The organism is Glutamicibacter ardleyensis (assembly GCF_014644555.1).
GTDB lineage: Bacteria > Actinomycetota > Actinomycetes > Actinomycetales > Micrococcaceae > Glutamicibacter > Glutamicibacter bergerei.
This window is the reverse complement of sequence record NZ_BMKX01000002.1, coordinates 238,089-256,030: the sequence shown is the minus strand read 5'-3', so window position 1 is coordinate 256,030 and position 17,942 is coordinate 238,089. Positions and strand designations below refer to the sequence as shown.

The following is a 17,942-nucleotide window of genomic DNA, read 5'->3' as shown; positions in this document are numbered from 1 at the left end:
AAAGACACCAATGAATCCGGCGAGTCGCAACTTCCGCGAATTGTCGGTAAATTCTCAGTAAATAAATTAAGGTGGAAAATGCCGTTCAACTCCGCTACCGGAACCTTCGCTGAAGGCTTACTGGCGCCGCGCCGCTCCGATGCCACACCGTGGCTCACCTGGTACTCACAATCCGGAGAACGCATCGAGCTCTCGGGCAAGGTCTTTGACAATTGGGTTGCCAAAAGTGCGAACCTATTGGGCGAGTGTTTCGATCTTGAACAAGAGTCCCTCATCGTTCTAGATTTGCCGTCTCATTGGAAATCACTGGTGCTCGGCTTGGCCGTATTGCATCACGGGGCGACGCTACTGGATGCTGATGATGATCAGGCCGCTAACGCCACCTTATGGATCACCCAAGACCCTAATGATCAACGCATACCCGGGTCATCCGAGATTCTTGCGGTTAATCCCGCCGCCATGGCGTTGTCATTTGGCGCCGACCTAGGCCCGGTCGCCGAGGATTACAACGCAAATGTGCGCACTTACGGGGACCAGTTTTACCCCTCGGCAGTATCGGGGGAAACTACCGCGTTGCGCAACAGCGCAGGCAATGCCCTGTCCTTAGCCGAGCTTTTTGCCCCCGAGGTCAACGCCTTGGGCACTATCTTGGTTCGCGCAGATATCCCGGTATTGCAACTATTGCCCTATGCGGTCGCCCAGTGGAAGGCTGGAGACTCCATCGTGCTTGTTGAGGCGCAAATGGAAGTCAGTGACCGGCTCCGTCAAGGAGAAAAGATCAGTCACGACTACGTGCCAGCTGTTTAGCTCTTGGCGGTAGGAATGGTGCCGGTATCCGGAGTAACACTCTGGGTATCGGCTCCGTTTTCGCGCAGGGTCAGCAGTTCGTGGTCGTGGGCGAATTCTGCGTCTTGGTCCATTTCTGCGCCGAAGACCCAGAAGCGGTAGGCAAAGAATCGGAAGATTGTTCCCAACACCAGACCAACCACGGAACCGGCAATAAAGACGCTGGTCGGGTCCGTCATATTTAGTACGTATTTGGTGAACCAAACACAGGCTGCGGCGATACCCAAACCGATGGCATTCATAATCAGGAACATCACCAATTCACGGGCCACATTAGCTTGGCGACGATGACGGAACGTCCAATAGCGGTTGGCCACCCAGGAGAACAGGGTCGCCACGATGCCAGCAATGATCTTCGCTTTAACCTGTGAATCGCTCATTGGGCCATGAAGCAACCAGACATAAATTCCAGAGTCGATGATGAACGCGATTCCGCCGACAACGCCGAACTTTGCCACTTCGCGCCACAGCATCGAAATAAGTCCGGTTAGTTTTTGTGTAATGCGCTCGAACATTTTCCTCCAGACAAATCAACGTGGCTCGCGTGTCGATGCAGACATCGATACGACCACAAGATCGTCAGAATCTTGGGAAGTTCAGTTCCCTAGGTCAGTAGTTTGGTGGTGCCCTTTTACGCCAAGGCGCAGGAACACTAGCTACCTATTTTATCCGCATTTCCTGACAAAACCCCGGATTTCGTGAGTAATCAGTCAACGCGAAGACGGGAAGCTGGAACTCTTTCGCTAACCTAGGAGAGTGAGCTTCCCTAAAATTGGTGTGATTGGTGGCGGGCAATTAGCCCGAATGATGGCCCCTGAGGCCCTAAACCTCGGATTTGAACTGCATGTTCTCGCCGAAGGTCCGGACGTATCGGCGGCACGTTGTGTGCCCGATGCGCCCGTTGGTGACTACAAAGACTTGGCCACCCTGCGCGCTTTTGCCCAGGGTAAAGATGTCGTGACCTTTGATCATGAGCATGTTCCTAATGAGTTCCTCACCACACTGATCAATGAGGGAGTCAACGTCCAGCCACGTCCCGAAGCTCTGATCCATGCCCAGGACAAGCTGGTGATGCGTGCGGCAATCGAAAAGCTTGGACTGCCAAATCCAGCGTGGGCGAAGGTAAAGAATGTTGCCCAGTTACTTGCCTTTGGCGAGCAAACCGGATGGCCGATTGTGCTCAAAACCCCACGCGGTGGTTACGACGGCAAGGGCGTACGCATGCTCGATAACGCAGAACAGGCCAAAGACTGCGAGGACTGGTTCGCGCACGGTGCCTTATTGGCCGAAGACAAGGTGGAATTCACCCGCGAGCTGTCAGCCATGGTGGCACGCACTCCCTCGGGCGAAACCAAAGCCTGGCCGGTAGTCCACACCATTCAGGTGGCAGGCGTCTGCGACGAAGTCATTGCCCCCGCCCAAGACATCTCCGATGAAACTGCGGCCACGGCCTCACAGGCTGCCATACGTATCGCCGAAGAATTCGGCGTTACTGGCGTCATGGCAGCAGAGCTCTTCGAAACTCCCGGACAGGGTGCCGGCTTCGTGATTAACGAGTTGGCCATGCGCCCACACAACACCGGGCACTGGACCATGAACGGTTCGGTCACCAGCCAGTTTGAACAGCACCTGCGCGCGGTCTTGGATTTGCCACTGGGCGAAACCCGCGAGCTCGGGGTCACCGTAATGAAGAATTTCCTGGGTGGAGCAAATCAAGATTTGTTCTCCGCCTACCAAGCCGCTTTGGCTGCCGCACCCGAAGTTAAGGTGCATTCCTACGGGAAATCTGTGCGTCCCGGACGCAAGATCGGACACGTGAACGTCGTTGGCACGAAGACGCAGAGCGTCGCCGAACTACGCGAACGCGCCGACGCAGTGGCCAGCTTAATCCGAGATGGTCTGCCCGAGACCGCTTAGGCTTTCACCTAGGCTCATTGAACCGGGCCACGACATTCAAGGATTTTAATTCAAATGACTCAAGCACCACTTGTCGGACTCGTCATGGGCTCAGACTCGGACTGGCCCGTCATGCGCCTAGCCGCCGAGGCACTGACCGAATTCGGCATCCCCTTCGAGGCCGATGTCGTCTCGGCGCACCGCATGCCGACCGAAATGATCGAGTACGGCCAGCAGGCCCACGCTCGTGGCCTGCGCGTGATCATCGCCGGTGCCGGCGGCGCCGCGCACCTGCCGGGAATGCTCGCTTCGGTGACGCCACTTCCGGTGGTCGGTGTTCCGGTACCATTAGCCAAGCTTGATGGAATGGATTCTTTGCTGTCCATCGTGCAGATGCCAGCCGGAGTTCCGGTGGCTACGGTCTCCATCGGTGGTGCCCGCAATGCCGGCTTGTTAGCTGTGCGTATGCTGGCGTCGGGAACCGATGAGCTTGCTAAGTCGTTACAGGTTAAGTTGCTAGCCTTTGCAGACTCGCTGCGCGAGTCTGCCTACGCCAAGGGCGCCGCGTTGCGTGCCGAGGTTGCCAACGAGAACTTCTCTTCCTAAGGAAAGTCACTAAGTACATGGGTTCTGCCAGTCACCGCGCTCCAAGTCCGCTTCGGAACCCGGAGAGCATTTCCTCTCCGGCCCGGAGCAAACGCGCCATAATTCTGGTCATTCTGACCATAATTTTCCCCGGTAGCGCTCAGCTCATCGCAGGAAACCGCAAGCTGGGACGGATCGCGGTCACGGTCACCATGCTGTGCTGGGCAGTGCTCATCCTGCTCGCGGCCCTGTACTTTATTAACCGCTCAATCCTGCTTGGCTGGGCGGCACATCCTAACTTCCAGTTGTTCCTGATTGTGGTGCTCTCGGTACTCGCCGTGGGCTGGCTGATCATGTTCATCAACACGCTGTTCATCATCAGGCCACGCATGCTGGCTCCCGGGATGCGCGCGATCGTCACGATCTTCACGCTGGCGGCGGTCATCGCCACCAGCGGCATCTTCGTTTATGGTGCGTCCATCCTGAATACCGGTCGCGAAACCATCGTTAAAGTCTTTGACGAAGGTCCTGCCTTTGACCCGGTCAACGGGCGTTACAACATTGCGGTGCTCGGCGCAGACTCCGGTTCAAACCGTGACGGGGTACGTACCGACTCGATAGCGCTGCTTTCGGTAGACGCCAAAACCGGCAAATCGCTGATGATCTCCGTACCGCGTAACTTCCAGAAGGCCCGCTTCGCCAAGGATTCCCCGATGGCCGAGGTCTACCCTGACGGTTATGACTGCGGCGACGAATGCCTGTTCAACGCCATTTATCGCGATGCGGTAGACAACCACGCCGATGCTTTCCCAGACTCGGTGAAAAACGTTGGCGCCCAGGCGGTCATGGACGCACTATCGGGAACCACCGATCTCAAGGTTCAGGGTTACGTCATGGTTGACATGGCCGGCTTTGCGAACTTCGTTGACGCCTTGGGCGGGGTAACCATCGATTCCGGTGGCTGGGTCCCTTACAACGGGAAGAAGTGGGAAAACTCGCTAGTCAACACCCACTGGTTCGCTCCAGGGGTGCAGACCTTCAACGGCAAGGACGCACTCTGGTTTGCTCGTTCGCGTGATTTCACCGACGACTACCACCGCATCAAGCGCCAGCAGTGCCTGCAGCAGGCAATTATCAAGCAGTTCACCCCGCAGACCATCCTGACAAACTTCAGCAGCATCATGCAGGCCGGCGAGCAGCTGGTTGAAACGAACATTCCTGCAAGCCAGCTCAGTTCCTTCGTTTCAGTCGCCGACAAGGTCGCTGGTACACCATTTAGCCGCCTGACTCTTGGTTCTCCGGACTTCGAACGTTCCTTCTCCACGTACCCTGACTTTGATAAGATTCATGATCGCATCAACGGAATCATCGAAAAGCAGAACGCACCAAAGAAGCCCAAGGAATCCAAGAAGTCCCAAGACCCAGAGAAGTCCAAGGAGACTACCGAGGCTAGTGGCTCGGCAGAACCCACTGAGGAAGCCCCGGAAGAAGCCACAGACATCAACGATGCCCCGAAGCTATCCAACGGTGATGAAGTACCAATGACCAAGCGCGATGGCTCCCCTATCGATGAGCAGTACCTGGTAGAGCTTGAAATGATTGGCCAGAATACGCGTCTGGCTCAGATCGCCGCAAACAACGACGAATGCTCGGTTCCATAAAGAGCCTTCACGGTTACGCCACGGTTACGACCCCCCGACCGTTTTGAAACCATGATCGTTAGTGAAAGTTAAGGGTACAAAACGTGTTTGAGTTGAAAAATTCCATTCGGGATTACCATTGGGGTTCAACGCAAGAAATCACCGAGTTGTTGGGACAACCAGCAACCATCAGCCCTCAGGCTGAACTGTGGCTCGGCGCCCACCCCGGGTGCCCGAGCACGGTGCTGGACAGTGGCGAGCCATTGCACGAGGTTATTGCCGCGAACTCGGCGGCAATGCTTGGTGCGGACCTCGAAGCACGCTATGGCCGGTTGCCATTCCTGTTCAAGGTGCTCTCCGCTTCCCAGCCGTTGTCGATTCAAGTTCACCCGACCCTAGACCAAGCCCGTGAACGTTTCGCCAAGGAAGAAGCAGCAGGCGTCGCCCGCGACGCGGCGAATCGAAACTACAAAGATGACAACCACAAACCGGAAATGCTGTACGCACTCACCGATTTTGTGGCGTTATCAGGCTTCCGTGTTCCACAGGACATCGTTGCTGACTTACGGCTTTTCCTGCCCCGACTTTCTACCAACGACACAAAACTTGTCAGCGAACTGATTCGCTTACTGGAGGGTGGCGAACCGCTGGGGCACTCGCTGCGCTACGTGCTTACCGGTGGTCGCGGAATCAGCGATCTAGTGCTCAACCTTTGTGGCGCTATCTCGGCCGATCCGGCACTGCAAGAGAACGTCCAGCTTGCCGAGTTGGTCAGGATCAACGAGATCTATCCAGGCGACGCTGGCGTCTTGGTGGCGCTGCTACTGAATTTGGTGTTCTTAAAGCCTGGCGAGGCGATCAGCCTCGGCGCCGGTAATGTCCACGCTTACCTGCGCGGGCTTGGTATCGAGGTGATGGCGAATTCAGACAACGTGTTACGCGGCGGGCTGACCAGCAAACACATCGATGTTCCCGAACTATTGGAGATCTCCATCGCCGAACCCTCCGCGGCTCCGCTGTTGGCAGGCCTCAAGGTTTCAGATCATTCGCAATTGTTCCAGCCAAACTTTGACGAATTTCAGTTGCAGGTTACCCAAACTCACCAGGCGCAAGTGCGTACCGAGTTGCAGCTCCACGGTGCATCGGTGGTGCTCTGCACCGCCGGGGAGTTCACCTTGGAATCTGCCACGCAGTCCTTGCAGCTGTCCCGCGGTGATTCGGCATTCATCACTGCCGAAGATTTGCCGGTCGGAGCGATTTCTCGCAGTTCCGAACCAGCCACACTTTTTGCCGCCAGTGCACAGGAAAAATCGAACTAATCAGTCATTAAACAATTCAAGCCGCTGGCTTCCTCTCGAGGGAAGCCAGCGGCTTGAATGGTTAACTCGTTTTTAGCGGGTGTAAGCTTCCCACTTGTCTTGCTGGTGCTCACCATCAACAAAGCGGATGGTGCCAGACTTGGCACGAGTCACGATCGACTGGGTGTGGATGCGACCATTCTTGTAACGTACTCCGCGCAACAGATCACCATCGGTGATGCCGGTGGCTGCGAAGTAGCAGTTATCGGAAGTGACCAGATCATTGGTGGTCAAAACGCGGCCTAGTTCGTGGCCAGCGTCGATCGCCTTCTGCTTCTCGTCATCATCGGTTGGCCACAGACGGCCCTGAATCACGCCACCCATTGCCTTGATGGCACATGCGGTGACGATACCCTCAGGAGTGCCGCCGATACCCATCAAGGCATCAACGCCGGTACCTTCACGGGTTGCCGCGATGGCGCCTGCAACGTCGCCGTCCATCAAAAGCTTGGTGCGAGCGCCGGCAGCACGAATTTCTTCGATGAGTCCGGCATGGCGCGGGCGGTCCAGCAAGGTGACGGTGATCTGGCTGATCTTCTTGCCCTTGGCCTTAGCGATCAGGTGCAAGTTCTGCTTGACCGGCAAACGCAGATCAACCAGGTCGGCCGCTTCGGGACCGGTAACGAGCTTTTCCATGTAGAACACGGCAGAAGGATCAAACATCGAACCGCGGTCGGCCACAGCCAGAACCGACAGGGCGTTGTTCAGACCAAGTGCGGTCAAACGGGTGCCATCGATTGGGTCAACAGCAACATCGCATTCGGCTCCGGAGCCGTTGCCAACCTGTTCGCCGTTGAACAGCATCGGGGCTTCGTCTTTTTCGCCTTCGCCGATTACCACGACGCCGTTGAAGTTCACTGTGGATAGTAGGCCACGCATGGCATCTACTGCTGCGCCGTCGGCGGCATTCTTGTCACCGAATCCAACCCACGGGGATGAAGCGATGGCTGCCGCTTCCGTTGCGCGCACCAGCTCCAGTGCGAGGTTGCGGTCCGGTTCCGCGTCGGTTACCGACAGTCGCGGAGATAGGTGGGCATAATTGTTGTCTTCGGTCACGAAAGATCCCATCACTGAGTCGTAGTCATTGCGCCTATGCAAACACCTCCATCATATCCCCATCGTTTTTCTGCTTGTAATTCATGTCGCATAAACTGAGCAAGCGTCTACGTGTGATTGGGCACCTCGGTTCGATTTGCACAGGAACTTCGGGGAGAATGGGGATTGTGCAGCCAGAGAATACTTCCCAGAATGATGTCCCGGTAGGCGAACAGCCGATACGTCGTGATTTGAACGACCCCGAAGCAACCTTTGAGGATCTGCCATTCACGCCGCTGCTGACCGAAAAGCAGTCAAAGCGTGCAAACCAAACTTTCAAAGGCATGCTCTTATCGGTAGGCTTCACCATTGCGGTGATCATTCCGTTGTTGCTGCTGAACCCGGCGAACAAGGAAGAATCCTTTCAGCATCCGGTAGATTTGCAGGCCGTGGCCAGCGAGGTATCGGGCGTTGCCGACTTTAAAGTTTTTGCGCCACAGGTTTCTGGCGATGAATACGCAAACTTCGCTCGCTGGAAGAGCAACCAGATCCAGGACGTCTCCTACTGGGAATTCGGTTTGGTGATGGATGAGACAAACTTCGTTTATGTTCGCCAGAGCGCAGATGCGAACCCTACATGGATCGCACTGGTAACCGACAACGCGATTCCAAGCGACGAACGAGTCATCAACGGCCATAATTGGGAAGTCCGCAAGAAGGATCAAACCGTTTACATGATTTCCAATTTCAAGGATTCAACGTTGATTATTTCCAGCGACACCGGCGAGGAAGAATTGATGACGGTCGTTCAGGCCGCCGAAGCTCAGGGTCTGTAATTTTTGCATCTGCGATGTCATTAGGTGGAAAGAACTTCTTGGCACCGGCGTAGAATTCGAATTATGGAATCTGAACACGGCAAATCGGCACTAACACCACAGCAGGCTTGGGAAAAGCTGACCAATGGTAACCAGCGATTCATCCTCGGCAACACTCAGCACCCCAACCAGGATGGCGCTCGGCGAGAGTCCTTGGTCGCCGGCCAGGAACCCTTTGCAGTAATTTTCGGTTGCTCCGATTCACGTCTTGCAGCAGAGATCATTTTTGATGTGGGCTTGGGAGATGTCTTCGTGGTGCGTACCGCCGGTCACGTGCTTGATCCCGCCAGCCTGGGATCTTTGGAATTCGCCGTTGATATCCTCAATATTCCGCTGATCGTCATTCTGGGTCATGACAGCTGTGGCGCGGTAACCGCGGCCATTGATGCCAAAGAGTCAGGCAATATGCCCAAGGGCTTCGTGCGAGACCTCGTGGAGCACATCATCCCGTCGGTATTTGCCGCAGAACGATCAAATATTACCGACGTTAACGGCACCGTTGTCGAACACGTCAAACAGACCACCTCGCGTCTGGTAGATCTTTCCAGCATCATCGAAACCGCCATTGCTGAGGGACGAACTGCTGTAGCAGGCGTGGCCTATAAGCTTGCCGAAGGTGAAGCTCAGTTAGTTTCAAGCATGGGCCTTGAGTAAATTTCAAGCCAAGCAGTAAGTGGTCCGCGGTTCACCCGCGGACCACTTTTGTTTAACCCTAAATTTATTCCCACTCTCTCTAACATCACTAGTGGTTGTGATGTTAGAGGCAGATCCCTTTTGGACATCGTCTTCTCGGCGTAGTGTGAGCCTCATGAGCAACAACGACGAATTCCGCATTGAGCACGACACTATGGGCGAAGTCCGGGTTCCGGCACAAGCTCTCTATCGGGCACAGACCCAACGCGCCGTGGAGAACTTTCCGATCTCTGGGAAAAAACTCGAATCGGCCCACATCAAGGCGCTCGCGCAGGTTAAAAAGGCTGCTGCCCATGCCAATCAGGCCTTGGGCGTTTTGGATGCCGAACGTGCAGACGCAATTGTGGCCGCCGCCGATCTGGTCGCCACCGGCGACTTTGACGAACATTTCCCCATCGACGTTTTTCAAACCGGCTCGGGCACCAGCTCGAATATGAACACCAATGAGGTTCTCGCCGAATTAGCTACCCGTGCTTTGAAAGAGGCAGGCAGCTCGACCGAGGTTCATCCCAACGATCATGTGAACGCCTCACAGTCGTCAAATGATGTTTTCCCGACCTCAGTACACGTAGCCGCCACCAATGCACTGGTTAACGAGCTTATTCCAGCCTTGGAATCATTGGCGATCTCACTTGAGTCCAAGAAAGCGGAGTTCAAGGATGTGGTGAAGTCCGGGCGTACACACCTTATGGATGCAACCCCGGTGACCCTCGGACAGGAATTTGGTGGGTATGCAGCACAGATCCGTTACGGTGTGGAACGAATTGAGGCTGCACTTCCCCGGGTAGCTGAGGTCCCGCTCGGCGGCACCGCCGTCGGTACCGGGATCAACACCCCCGAAGGTTTCCCAGCTCAAGTTCTGGAGTTCTTGCGCGAAGACACCGGGTTAGAGATCACCGAGGCACGCAATCACTTTGAAGCTCAGGCGAACCGTGACGGACTTGTCGAAGGTTCCGCTGCATTGCGGACCATTGCGATCTCGCTCATCAAAATCGCCAATGACCTTCGTTGGATGGGTTCAGGCCCCAATACCGGGCTAGGCGAAATCTCCATCCCCGACCTCCAGCCGGGCTCATCCATCATGCCGGGCAAGGTCAACCCGGTCATTTCCGAGGCCGCCATTCAGGTGGCCGCACAGGTAATCGGCAACGACACCACCATCGCGTGGGCAGGAACCAATGGGGCCTTCGAGCTGAATGTGGGCATCCCGGTGATGGCTTCGAACCTGCTCGAATCCATTCGTCTGCTGTCAAATGTATCGCGCGTGATGGCTGAGAAAATGATCGATGGGATTACCGCAAATGTGGAACGTGCTCGTTTCCTCGCCGAAGCATCACCGTCAATCGTGACTCCATTAAACAAGCTCATCGGGTATGAGAATGCTGCGAAGATTGCCAAGAAGGCTGTGGCCGAGGGTCTGACGGTGCGTGAAGCGACCATTGCTTTAGGGTTCGTAGAACGTGGCGAAGTCACCGAAGCACAGCTTGATGAGCTGCTAGACGTTTCGACGATGACCGGAAAGTACTAAAACCGCATTCCGCATTACCGCAAAGACTAAAAGTTGCTACGAGCCGGCCACCCTGGGACTTCCTAGTGTGGCCGGCTTGACGCGTTGGTCAACGGCACCGGCTTAGAGATCGATCCAATATCTTCGAACGGGCGCAACAGAACCAAATTGGGCGGCGAGCTCCTCGACTGGGAGAATTCTTTCGAGCCGTCCCCCGCAGGCCACAATCGTTTTTGCTGAACCAATATTTGAATCGTCGCAGGTCAGCAGCACCTGTCGCATCCCGCGGGTTCTAGCCACTTCGAGTATTGCCTTGAGTGCTTGTGCGGCAAGGCCTTCCCCGCGGGCACTCGGACGAATTCCATAACCAATATGCCCGCCGACGACTTGAAGGAAATCGTTGATCAGCGCATACCGCAGGCTTACCGCACCGAGGTATTCTTCATCCCGTTCCAGCCAGAGCGTGCACTGGTTAACAAATCCAGTCGGTGGCTGATGCTGTGTATCGGCAAGGTCGTTGAGCAAACGCACCCAGCGCGAGAAATCTTTAGGGCTCTTCAGGTCCCAACCGTATTTATCTGCCAAGAAGACCGAAGCGCCCTGTTGGTCCGCTCCATCCCATTCTTCCGTATTGCGAAGCCACGATTCATGCAGATGAGCGCTGGGCGGGAGCAGTCGTAGCGAGGTCATGGATCACAGCCTATTACGAGGCAACACACTCGCGCGAGCGTTCGGCTAACGAGCTGAGATTGTGTTCCCGATAACATAATTTGCACTGAGGTGCCAGTAGGTGCAAAACTGCATCTTGTGAACAATAGTGCAACTACCGGTACTGTCCCGGCTACCGCTCCAGCCGGGCTCAGCGCACGCATGCAAAAAACACGCCTGTCGATCACCCAACATGCACGCGAACTGACCGCAGAACACGGCTTTGCCGGGTTCACCGTCGACCAGCTCTGCGCTGGGGTGGGAATCTCACGGCGGACTTTTTTTAATTACTTCGCTGCAAAAATCGACGCCGTTTTCGGTCACGACGACGACGGAATCCCAGCCGATGCTTTAGACCGGTTCATGGCCTCGCGTCCGGCCGGAATCCAAGGGATCTCCCCTACCCTGCAGGCAGATCTTGTCGCCTTGTTCGTCGAACTGCTCAATCGAGACGAACAGGCCATCGGTAGCACCCAAGGATTCTTCGCCGCAGTACACCGTGAACCGGAGCTCTTAGAGCGGATGATCAAGGTCGGTCCCGAACGCCAGGCCGAATTCATGAAACTCATCGCCCAACGTGAAGGCGTTGAGGCTTCACACCCGGGACTTGAACTACTGGTTCATTCCCTGCAGTTCGCCACGTTCAAAGCCGTCGACCGGTATTTGGCCTCGGACAGCGAACGTTCATTGGCCGAGGAATATCTCGCGGTGCTCACTATGGGACGCGAGATTTACAGCCAGCCACTGACCCGCTCTTAACCGAGCGCCACCCCGCCCGACTCTCATATCTTGCAAGGATCCCACGCATGACTTCAACCACCGAATCCCGGAAATCCCCGGAATCGGCGCCGTTGCTCCTGACGCAACGAAGGATTTGGATCATTTTCTCCGCGCTCATCGCCGGAATGATGCTTTCCTCCTTAGACCAGACCATCGTGTCCACCGCAATGCCAACCATCGTTGGACAGCTCGGCGGCGTCGAGCACCAGGCCTGGATCACCACCGCCTACCTGCTGGCCACCACCATTGTGATGCCGATTTACGGCAAGTTCGGTGACGTCCTTGGCCGTCGTAATCTCTTCCTTATTGCCATCGCGCTGTTCACCTTAGCTTCCGTAGGCGCAGCCTTCGCCGGAACATTCTGGACCTTCGTCTTCTTCCGCGCCATGCAGGGCCTGGGCGGCGGTGGCCTGATGATCCTCTCGCAGGCAATCATTGCCGACATCGTCCCGGCATCCCAGCGCGGCAAGTACATGGGCCCGCTGGGTGCTATCTTTGGCCTCTCGGCGGTTGCCGGTCCGTTGCTCGGTGGATTCTTTGTCGACCATCTGACCTGGCAGTGGGCTTTCTACATCAACATCCCTATCGGCATCGGCGCGTTCTTGATTGCTTGGTTTGCGCTGACCATCCCGAATAAGAAGTCCACCAAGAAAATCGACATTCTTGGTGTGCTGTTGCTGTCGATCGCAACTACCTGCCTGATCTTCTTCACCGACTTTGGTGGGTCGAAAAACCACGGCTGGACTGCTTTGGAAACCTGGGGTTGGGGCCTTGGCATGCTCACCGCGGCGGTGCTGTTCATCATCGTTGAAGCCCGCGCCGAAGATCCAATCATCCCGCTGTCGCTATTCAAAAACCGCATCTTCATCAACGCTACGGCGATCGGCTTTACGCTGGGTCTAGGCATGTTCGCGGCCATCGCCTTCGTGCCGACCTTCTTGCAGATGTCCTCCGGGACCTCGGCGGCCGTATCGGGTCTGTTAATGCTTCCAATGATGGTGGGCATGATGGGTACCAGCATTTGGTCTGGTATCGCCATCACCAAATCCGGCAAGTATAAGGGCTACCCGATTGCCGGTGCCCTGGTCACCGCCTTGGCCATGCTCGCATTCACCTCATTGAGCGCAAGCACCCCGTTGTGGCTTATCTGCGTGTACCTGTTTGTCTTCGGCACAGGCCTGGGCCTGATCATGCAAGTGGTAGTGCTTGTGGTGCAGAATGCGGTAGATCCGGCGATGGTCGGAACCGCCACGTCGACTAACAACTACTTCCGTGAAGTTGGCGCATCCTTGGGTGTGGCGATCTTCGGTGCGATGTTCACCAATAGACTTTCGGAGAATCTCACCGAGGTCTTTACGGCGTCCGGCGCGAGCGCGGCCGATGCGGGCAACGCGACGGCAACCTTGGACCCGCAGACCTTGGCCCAGCTTCCTGAGCAGCTACGCGATGGCATTGTCACCGCTTACGCTGACTCGTTGGCCCCGGTGTTCTGGTACCTGATTCCGTTTATTCTTCTAGCCTTCGTACTGGCACTGTTCCTCAAGCAGGTTCCGCTCTCGGACACCGCCGGTATGGTGGCACGTGGTGAGGCGATCGGCGGGCTGGAAGCCAAGGAACTTGAAGAGGCCGAGCGCGCTGCCAAACACGGTGGTGGAGTTCTGCTTACTGATCATGACTCACCAGTTAGTGACTCATCGGTGGAACATCCCAAGGAGTAGTCTGCTCTCAGCGGTTCATCGCCCCGTACGAGCGTCGCTATCCCCCAAAATTATTGGGTGGATGCGAACCGCTTCGTGCGGGGCGTTGGCGTTTATCTCAGGCGAAATATCCGCCGGGCTTCGGATTCAGTGCCCAGTCAATGGCTCGCTCATGCAGTGGTGGCAGGCTCGGGCGGTCGGAAAGTTCAAAATAACCGACTTCTAAATTCTCGTCATCGTTGATTCGTGCTTCGCCGCCCAGATGTATGGCCCGAAATACGATATCTAAATACTGCGCGTGGTCACCATTTGGATAGGTCGCTGGGGCGGTCACTCCCACTCCTAATAAATGCGTCAGCTCACAGCGCACCCCGGTCTCCTCCAAAACTTCACGGACCGCGGTATGCGAGGCTTCGTCACCTGGTTCAATGATTCCCGCAGGCAAGGTCCACAGTCCGTTGTCCACCCTGCGCACCAGCAACACCTGAGATCCGTTAAAAACCACGACCTTCACCCCGCTCAACCAGAGCAGGTCATGTCCAATACGAGTGCGCAGATCGGTGATGAATTCCGGAGTTGTCATGGCCCTATGGTGTCATAAGCAAAGCAAGTGCTGCACCTAGGATCATGAACGGGCCAAAGGCCACCGCGGACTTCGCGTTCAGTTTGCCAGCAATCATTCCACTCAGCACCACTAGGCTAGCCAGCACAAACGCGAACACACTGGCCAAGAATAGGGCAGATAAGGAAAAGTAGCCGACGTTCAGACCCAGCACTATCGCAAGCTTCACGTCGCCCATGCCCATGGCTCCACGCGAAATCAGTGCAAGTAGCAGATACGCCCCACCCAAAATGAGCGCTCCCAGCCCGGCATTGAGCAATGGAAGGTACTGCCCACGCACTATGCTCAGCCCCAGTAGAAGCACCGCACTCATTACTACCCAGCGAAGTAACAACCTGTTCGGTAGCCGGTGCTCTTTGATATCTGTTAGCGACAAAAGCACTCCGAAACAAAGGAAACTTGCGCAGAACAGCACCAGAGGTAGAGCGGTCCACAAAGATTCTTGCCAGAGCGTGATCATGTTTAGAGCATAGGGCCAGTACCTCAGGTGCTCTAGTACGATGTGCTGGGTTGTGAATAACGCGGGTGCTTCTACACTGGAAATATGATCACGTCAGCTTCCGAGCAGTTATTTCCCGATCACCCGGCACCTGATTCTGCCGCCCGGCGACGTTTCCGTGCGCTGGCCCGCTCCGCACCATGGTTGAGCACTTCCCTGCGACTGGAGCTAAATGTTCCTGAACACTTGGCCCAATCTGGTCTGCACGGCACGTTGGGTCTAATACTGCGTGGGCGCGAAGCCATCGCGATCAGCAACCACGAAGATACCGTCTGCTATCAACGTGAACTTTTTACTGCAGAACGAGGCCAAGACTACGTGGCTGCCACCGGCTCCTCCTGGTCCTTACCTGCCTCGCTAACGTCCCCGGTCTATACCGAGGACCATCTCATTGCCAGACGCCCGCAAATCGACGGCTATCAAGACTTGTTGCCCCTGGATTTCTTGGCATCCGTACTTGATCCCTATGAACTGGCGGGCACCGAGCCAGCTTCCCTGGATCTAGCTTTTGAACACCCGACCTACATTCATGAGCTCGCCGAAACGCGTAGCTCGCACGGACGCGCGCAACTTTCGGCGGTGCTCACCGCCGGGCATAATTACCATCCACGGAGCCCGGTGTTCGCTTTGGTTCCGGCTGGGACCCAAACACTGATCGTGCTGGATCTTGACACCGGAATATGTGTTGAACGCAGGGTCTTAGGCAGCAGCGAGGCCCCGCTGGGTATCACGGTGTTGGCGAAAAATGAGTACTATATTGACTCTCTGTTTACCAGCCCCACCCCAACGATGACCGATGTGCGCGCACACATCCCGTGGACGGTGCGCGCCGCACCTTAGGTCAGCGGACCGTCCAGCATTTCGGTGACCAGCGCGGCGATAGCCGAGCGTTCCGAACGCATCAGGGTCACATGCCCGAAGAGGCTATGGCCCTTAAGCTGCTCAACCACCGCGGAGACCCCATCATGTCGTCCAACATGCAGGTTATCTCGCTGTGCCACGTCATGGGTGAGCACTACCTTTGAGTTCTGCCCGATCCGTGAAAGGACCGTGAGCAGCACATTGCGTTCCAGCGACTGAGCCTCATCGACAATCACAAAAGAATCGTGCAAGGAGCGTCCCCGAATGTGGGTCAGTGGCAACACTTCGAGCATGCCTCGTTCGACTACCTCGTCTATGACGTTCTTAGACACGATGGATCCGAGAGTATCGAAGACCGCTTGAGCCCAGGGCCCCATCTTCTCCCCTTCGGAACCGGGCAAATAACCAAGCTCCTGGCCACCGACCGCATAGAGCGGGCGGAACACCGTGATCTTTCGGTGTTCGCGGCGTTCGAGCAACGCTTCCATCCCAGCACACAACGCAAGAGCGGATTTTCCTGTACCTGCGCTACCACCCATCGACACGATTCCCACGTTGGGATCCAACAATAGGTCCAGTGCAATACGTTGCTCGGCGCTTCTTCCATGCAAACCGAAAGCTTGCTGGTCACCACGGACCAGCTTGACGGTGTCAGCCGTGACCTTGCGCGCCAACGCGCTACCTCTGGGCGAGGTAATGACGAAGCCGGTATTGATCGGGCTCTGGCTGGCTTCGGGTAGATTGATGAGCTTTTCGGACTCATAAAGCGTAGCCATGCTCGCTTCGTCTAGCTCCAGTGATTGGACCCCGCTCCATCCGCTGGAGGCGATCAATTCATTACGATAAACCTCGGCATGGATACCAATGGCGGAGGCCTTGATACGCATGGGCAAGTCCTTGGTCACCAAGGCCACGTCTTGGCCCTCATCAAGCAGGTGCTTAGCCACCGCAAGAATACGGGTGTCATTTTCTGCCGAGCGCATTCCCACGGGCAGAACATCGGAGGCAATGTTATTCAGCTCAATGCGCAGGGTGCCTCCGGCGTCGGAAACCGGGACAGGCTGGGATAGTCCGCCGTGGCTGGAGATCAGTTCATCGAGCAAGCGCAATGCTTGTCGCGCAAAAAAGCCCAGATCCGGATCTTTGCGCTTATGCTCCAGCTCGGTAATGACTGTCAACGGGATCACCACATGGTGCTCCTCGAAGTGGAACATCGCTTTCGGGTCCGACAACAACACCGAAGTGTCAATGACGTATGTGCGGACGGCCGAGTTGGTAGTTCGGGTCATAACAGCGCACCCATTCTCGAATCCGGCGTGGGGAAACTCCCCACGCTTTAGTGGGAAGCTCCACCACCGGATGCCAAGGGTGAACCACGAATCGCTTCGTGTGTACGCCGCATCTTGTCATCTAGTGAGGAACCTTTCGGTCTGACGGGACTTGAGCGTCCCGCCATATCCTCACCATAGACGGCTAATTGACCTAATAGGTTAAGTCCAAGCATCGTTTTTGGAAACGATCGGTACTTAGCAGCTCAGCGTGGCATTAAGCACCGAAACGACGCTGGCGATCGGCAAAATCACGCAGTGCGCGTAAGAAATCGACGCGACGGAAATCCGGCCACAGGGCCTCACAGAAATAAAACTCCGAGTAGGCGCTTTGCCACGTCAAGAAGCCGCTCAGGCGTTGCTCACCACTGGTACGAATCACGAGATCCGGATCCGGCTGTCCTTTGGTGTACAGATACGATTCGAGTTCTTCGATACACAGCGAATCACTGACAGTCTCCAATGACCGCCCATGTTCGGAAGCATCGCGCAGCAAGGACTTAATCGCATCGATAATTTCACGTCGCCCACCGTAACCAATGGCCACGTTAACGTGGACTCCGGTCCGTTGAGCGGTGCTCGTTTCCAGCGCGGCAAGTTTCGCGGCTAGCTCCGCAGGCAGCACGTCCACCGCACCAACTTGCTGCACCTTCACCTGGTTCGTTTCGCCCAACCGATCCAGCGTATTGCCGATGACCTCTAACAAATCACGCAGCTCACTGGGTTCGCGGTTGAGGTTGTCGGTGGAAAGCATGTAGAGGGTGACTACCTTGATGCCCAGGTCCTCACACCATTCGAGGAACTCAAGGATCTTATCCGCGCCGGCCTGATGGCCTGCCATGGTGGGGCTACCTGCTAATTTCGCCCAGCGGCGATTACCATCAACCATGACACCAATGTGGTGGGGCAGCTTGTCACCGGGTAACGACTTCGCTAGGCGCCGTTCGTAGAAACGGTACACAAGAGAGGGAAGACGCACCGGGTTCCTCGCTTTCGCACACGTTCAAAAGTT

18 protein-coding genes are annotated in these 17,942 nt (G+C 56.0%); 11 read left to right on the top strand and 7 right to left on the bottom strand.

Features of this window, described 5'->3' with window-relative positions; translation table 11 throughout:
* The first annotated feature begins 78 nt into the window (after nt 1–78).
* Nucleotides 79–807, top strand: a complete 729-nt coding sequence (locus IEX04_RS05750) for a TIGR03089 family protein (RefSeq protein WP_188684376.1) — start codon at nt 79–81, stop codon at nt 805–807.
* Here the strand turns inward: IEX04_RS05750 and IEX04_RS05745 are convergent.
* Entirely contained in the window at nt 804–1,361 is a 558-nt protein-coding gene (locus tag IEX04_RS05745) for a GtrA family protein (RefSeq protein WP_096256591.1), read from the bottom strand. The two genes, IEX04_RS05750 and IEX04_RS05745, sit on opposite strands and share 4 nt — an antisense overlap.
* Before the next feature lie 241 nt (nt 1,362–1,602).
* Here IEX04_RS05745 and IEX04_RS05740 point away from each other — a divergent pair, with 241 nt between their 5' ends.
* The 4 genes from IEX04_RS05740 (at nt 1,603) to manA (ending at nt 6,286) form a co-directional block, all read left to right on the top strand.
* On the top strand, nt 1,603–2,763 hold the full coding sequence (locus IEX04_RS05740; RefSeq protein ID WP_096256590.1) for a 5-(carboxyamino)imidazole ribonucleotide synthase: 1,161 nt from the start codon (nt 1,603–1,605) through the stop codon (nt 2,761–2,763).
* Between the two features lie 54 nt (nt 2,764–2,817).
* Nucleotides 2,818–3,348, top strand: a complete 531-nt coding sequence (gene purE / locus IEX04_RS05735) for a 5-(carboxyamino)imidazole ribonucleotide mutase (RefSeq protein WP_096256589.1) — start codon at nt 2,818–2,820, stop codon at nt 3,346–3,348.
* Between the two features lie 17 nt (nt 3,349–3,365).
* Nucleotides 3,366–4,988, top strand: a complete 1,623-nt coding sequence (locus tag IEX04_RS05730; RefSeq protein ID WP_096256588.1) for an LCP family glycopolymer transferase — start codon at nt 3,366–3,368, stop codon at nt 4,986–4,988.
* An 83-nt stretch (nt 4,989–5,071) separates the two neighbouring features.
* Nucleotides 5,072–6,286, top strand: coding sequence for a mannose-6-phosphate isomerase, class I (manA, locus tag IEX04_RS05725; protein ID WP_188684374.1), 1,215 nt, complete (start codon nt 5,072–5,074; stop codon nt 6,284–6,286).
* Between the two features lie 72 nt (nt 6,287–6,358).
* On the opposite strand, the gene glpX is transcribed toward manA, so the two are convergent.
* A complete protein-coding gene (glpX, locus tag IEX04_RS05720; RefSeq protein ID WP_096256586.1) occupies nt 6,359–7,393 on the bottom strand; it encodes a class II fructose-bisphosphatase in 1,035 nt (344 codons plus the stop codon).
* Nucleotides 7,394–7,539: 146 nt separating this feature from the next.
* Here glpX and IEX04_RS05715 point away from each other — a divergent pair, with 146 nt between their 5' ends.
* The 3 genes from IEX04_RS05715 (at nt 7,540) to IEX04_RS05705 (ending at nt 10,456) form a co-directional block, all read left to right on the top strand.
* On the top strand, nt 7,540–8,196 hold the full coding sequence (locus IEX04_RS05715) for a DUF4245 domain-containing protein (protein WP_170947875.1): 657 nt from the start codon (nt 7,540–7,542) through the stop codon (nt 8,194–8,196).
* 63 nt (nt 8,197–8,259) lie between these two features.
* Entirely contained in the window at nt 8,260–8,889 is a 630-nt protein-coding gene (locus tag IEX04_RS05710) for a carbonic anhydrase (RefSeq protein ID WP_096256584.1), read from the top strand.
* Between the two features lie 154 nt (nt 8,890–9,043).
* A complete protein-coding gene (locus IEX04_RS05705; protein WP_096256583.1) occupies nt 9,044–10,456 on the top strand; it encodes a class II fumarate hydratase in 1,413 nt (470 codons plus the stop codon).
* A gap of 102 nt (nt 10,457–10,558) precedes the next feature.
* On the opposite strand, the gene IEX04_RS05700 is transcribed toward IEX04_RS05705, so the two are convergent.
* The gene (locus tag IEX04_RS05700) at nt 10,559–11,125 is read right to left on the bottom strand and encodes a GNAT family N-acetyltransferase (protein ID WP_096256582.1); all 567 of its coding nucleotides are present in this window, start codon (nt 11,123–11,125) and stop codon (nt 10,559–10,561) included.
* A 117-nt stretch (nt 11,126–11,242) separates the two neighbouring features.
* Between IEX04_RS05700 and IEX04_RS05695 the strand changes: the two genes are divergently transcribed.
* Both IEX04_RS05695 and IEX04_RS05690 read left to right on the top strand, forming a co-directional pair.
* Nucleotides 11,243–11,902, top strand: a complete 660-nt coding sequence (locus tag IEX04_RS05695) for a TetR/AcrR family transcriptional regulator (protein WP_229677025.1) — start codon at nt 11,243–11,245, stop codon at nt 11,900–11,902.
* A gap of 47 nt (nt 11,903–11,949) precedes the next feature.
* Nucleotides 11,950–13,641, top strand: a complete 1,692-nt coding sequence (locus tag IEX04_RS05690) for an MDR family MFS transporter (protein ID WP_188684372.1) — start codon at nt 11,950–11,952, stop codon at nt 13,639–13,641.
* Nucleotides 13,642–13,738: 97 nt separating this feature from the next.
* Here IEX04_RS05690 and IEX04_RS05685 read toward each other — a convergent pair whose 3' ends face one another.
* Nucleotides 13,739–14,203 (bottom strand): NUDIX hydrolase, encoded by a 465-nt coding sequence (locus IEX04_RS05685; RefSeq protein ID WP_096256580.1) that lies wholly within the window; start codon nt 14,201–14,203, stop codon nt 13,739–13,741.
* A 4-nt stretch (nt 14,204–14,207) separates the two neighbouring features.
* Nucleotides 14,208–14,702 (bottom strand): prepilin peptidase, encoded by a 495-nt coding sequence (locus tag IEX04_RS05680; protein ID WP_096256579.1) that lies wholly within the window; start codon nt 14,700–14,702, stop codon nt 14,208–14,210.
* A gap of 84 nt (nt 14,703–14,786) precedes the next feature.
* Between IEX04_RS05680 and IEX04_RS05675 the strand changes: the two genes are divergently transcribed.
* Nucleotides 14,787–15,581: a hypothetical protein gene (locus tag IEX04_RS05675; RefSeq protein ID WP_188684370.1), complete on the top strand. Its 795-nt coding sequence runs from the start codon at nt 14,787–14,789 to the stop codon at nt 15,579–15,581.
* Here the strand turns inward: IEX04_RS05675 and phoH2 are convergent.
* Nucleotides 15,578–16,891, bottom strand: a complete 1,314-nt coding sequence (phoH2, locus tag IEX04_RS05670; protein ID WP_188684368.1) for an RNA 5'-3' helicase PhoH2 — start codon at nt 16,889–16,891, stop codon at nt 15,578–15,580. The two genes, IEX04_RS05675 and phoH2, sit on opposite strands and share 4 nt — an antisense overlap.
* A gap of 256 nt (nt 16,892–17,147) precedes the next feature.
* The gene (locus tag IEX04_RS05665; RefSeq protein WP_188684366.1) at nt 17,148–17,909 is read right to left on the bottom strand and encodes an isoprenyl transferase; all 762 of its coding nucleotides are present in this window, start codon (nt 17,907–17,909) and stop codon (nt 17,148–17,150) included.
* Nucleotides 17,910–17,942 lie beyond the last annotated feature (33 nt).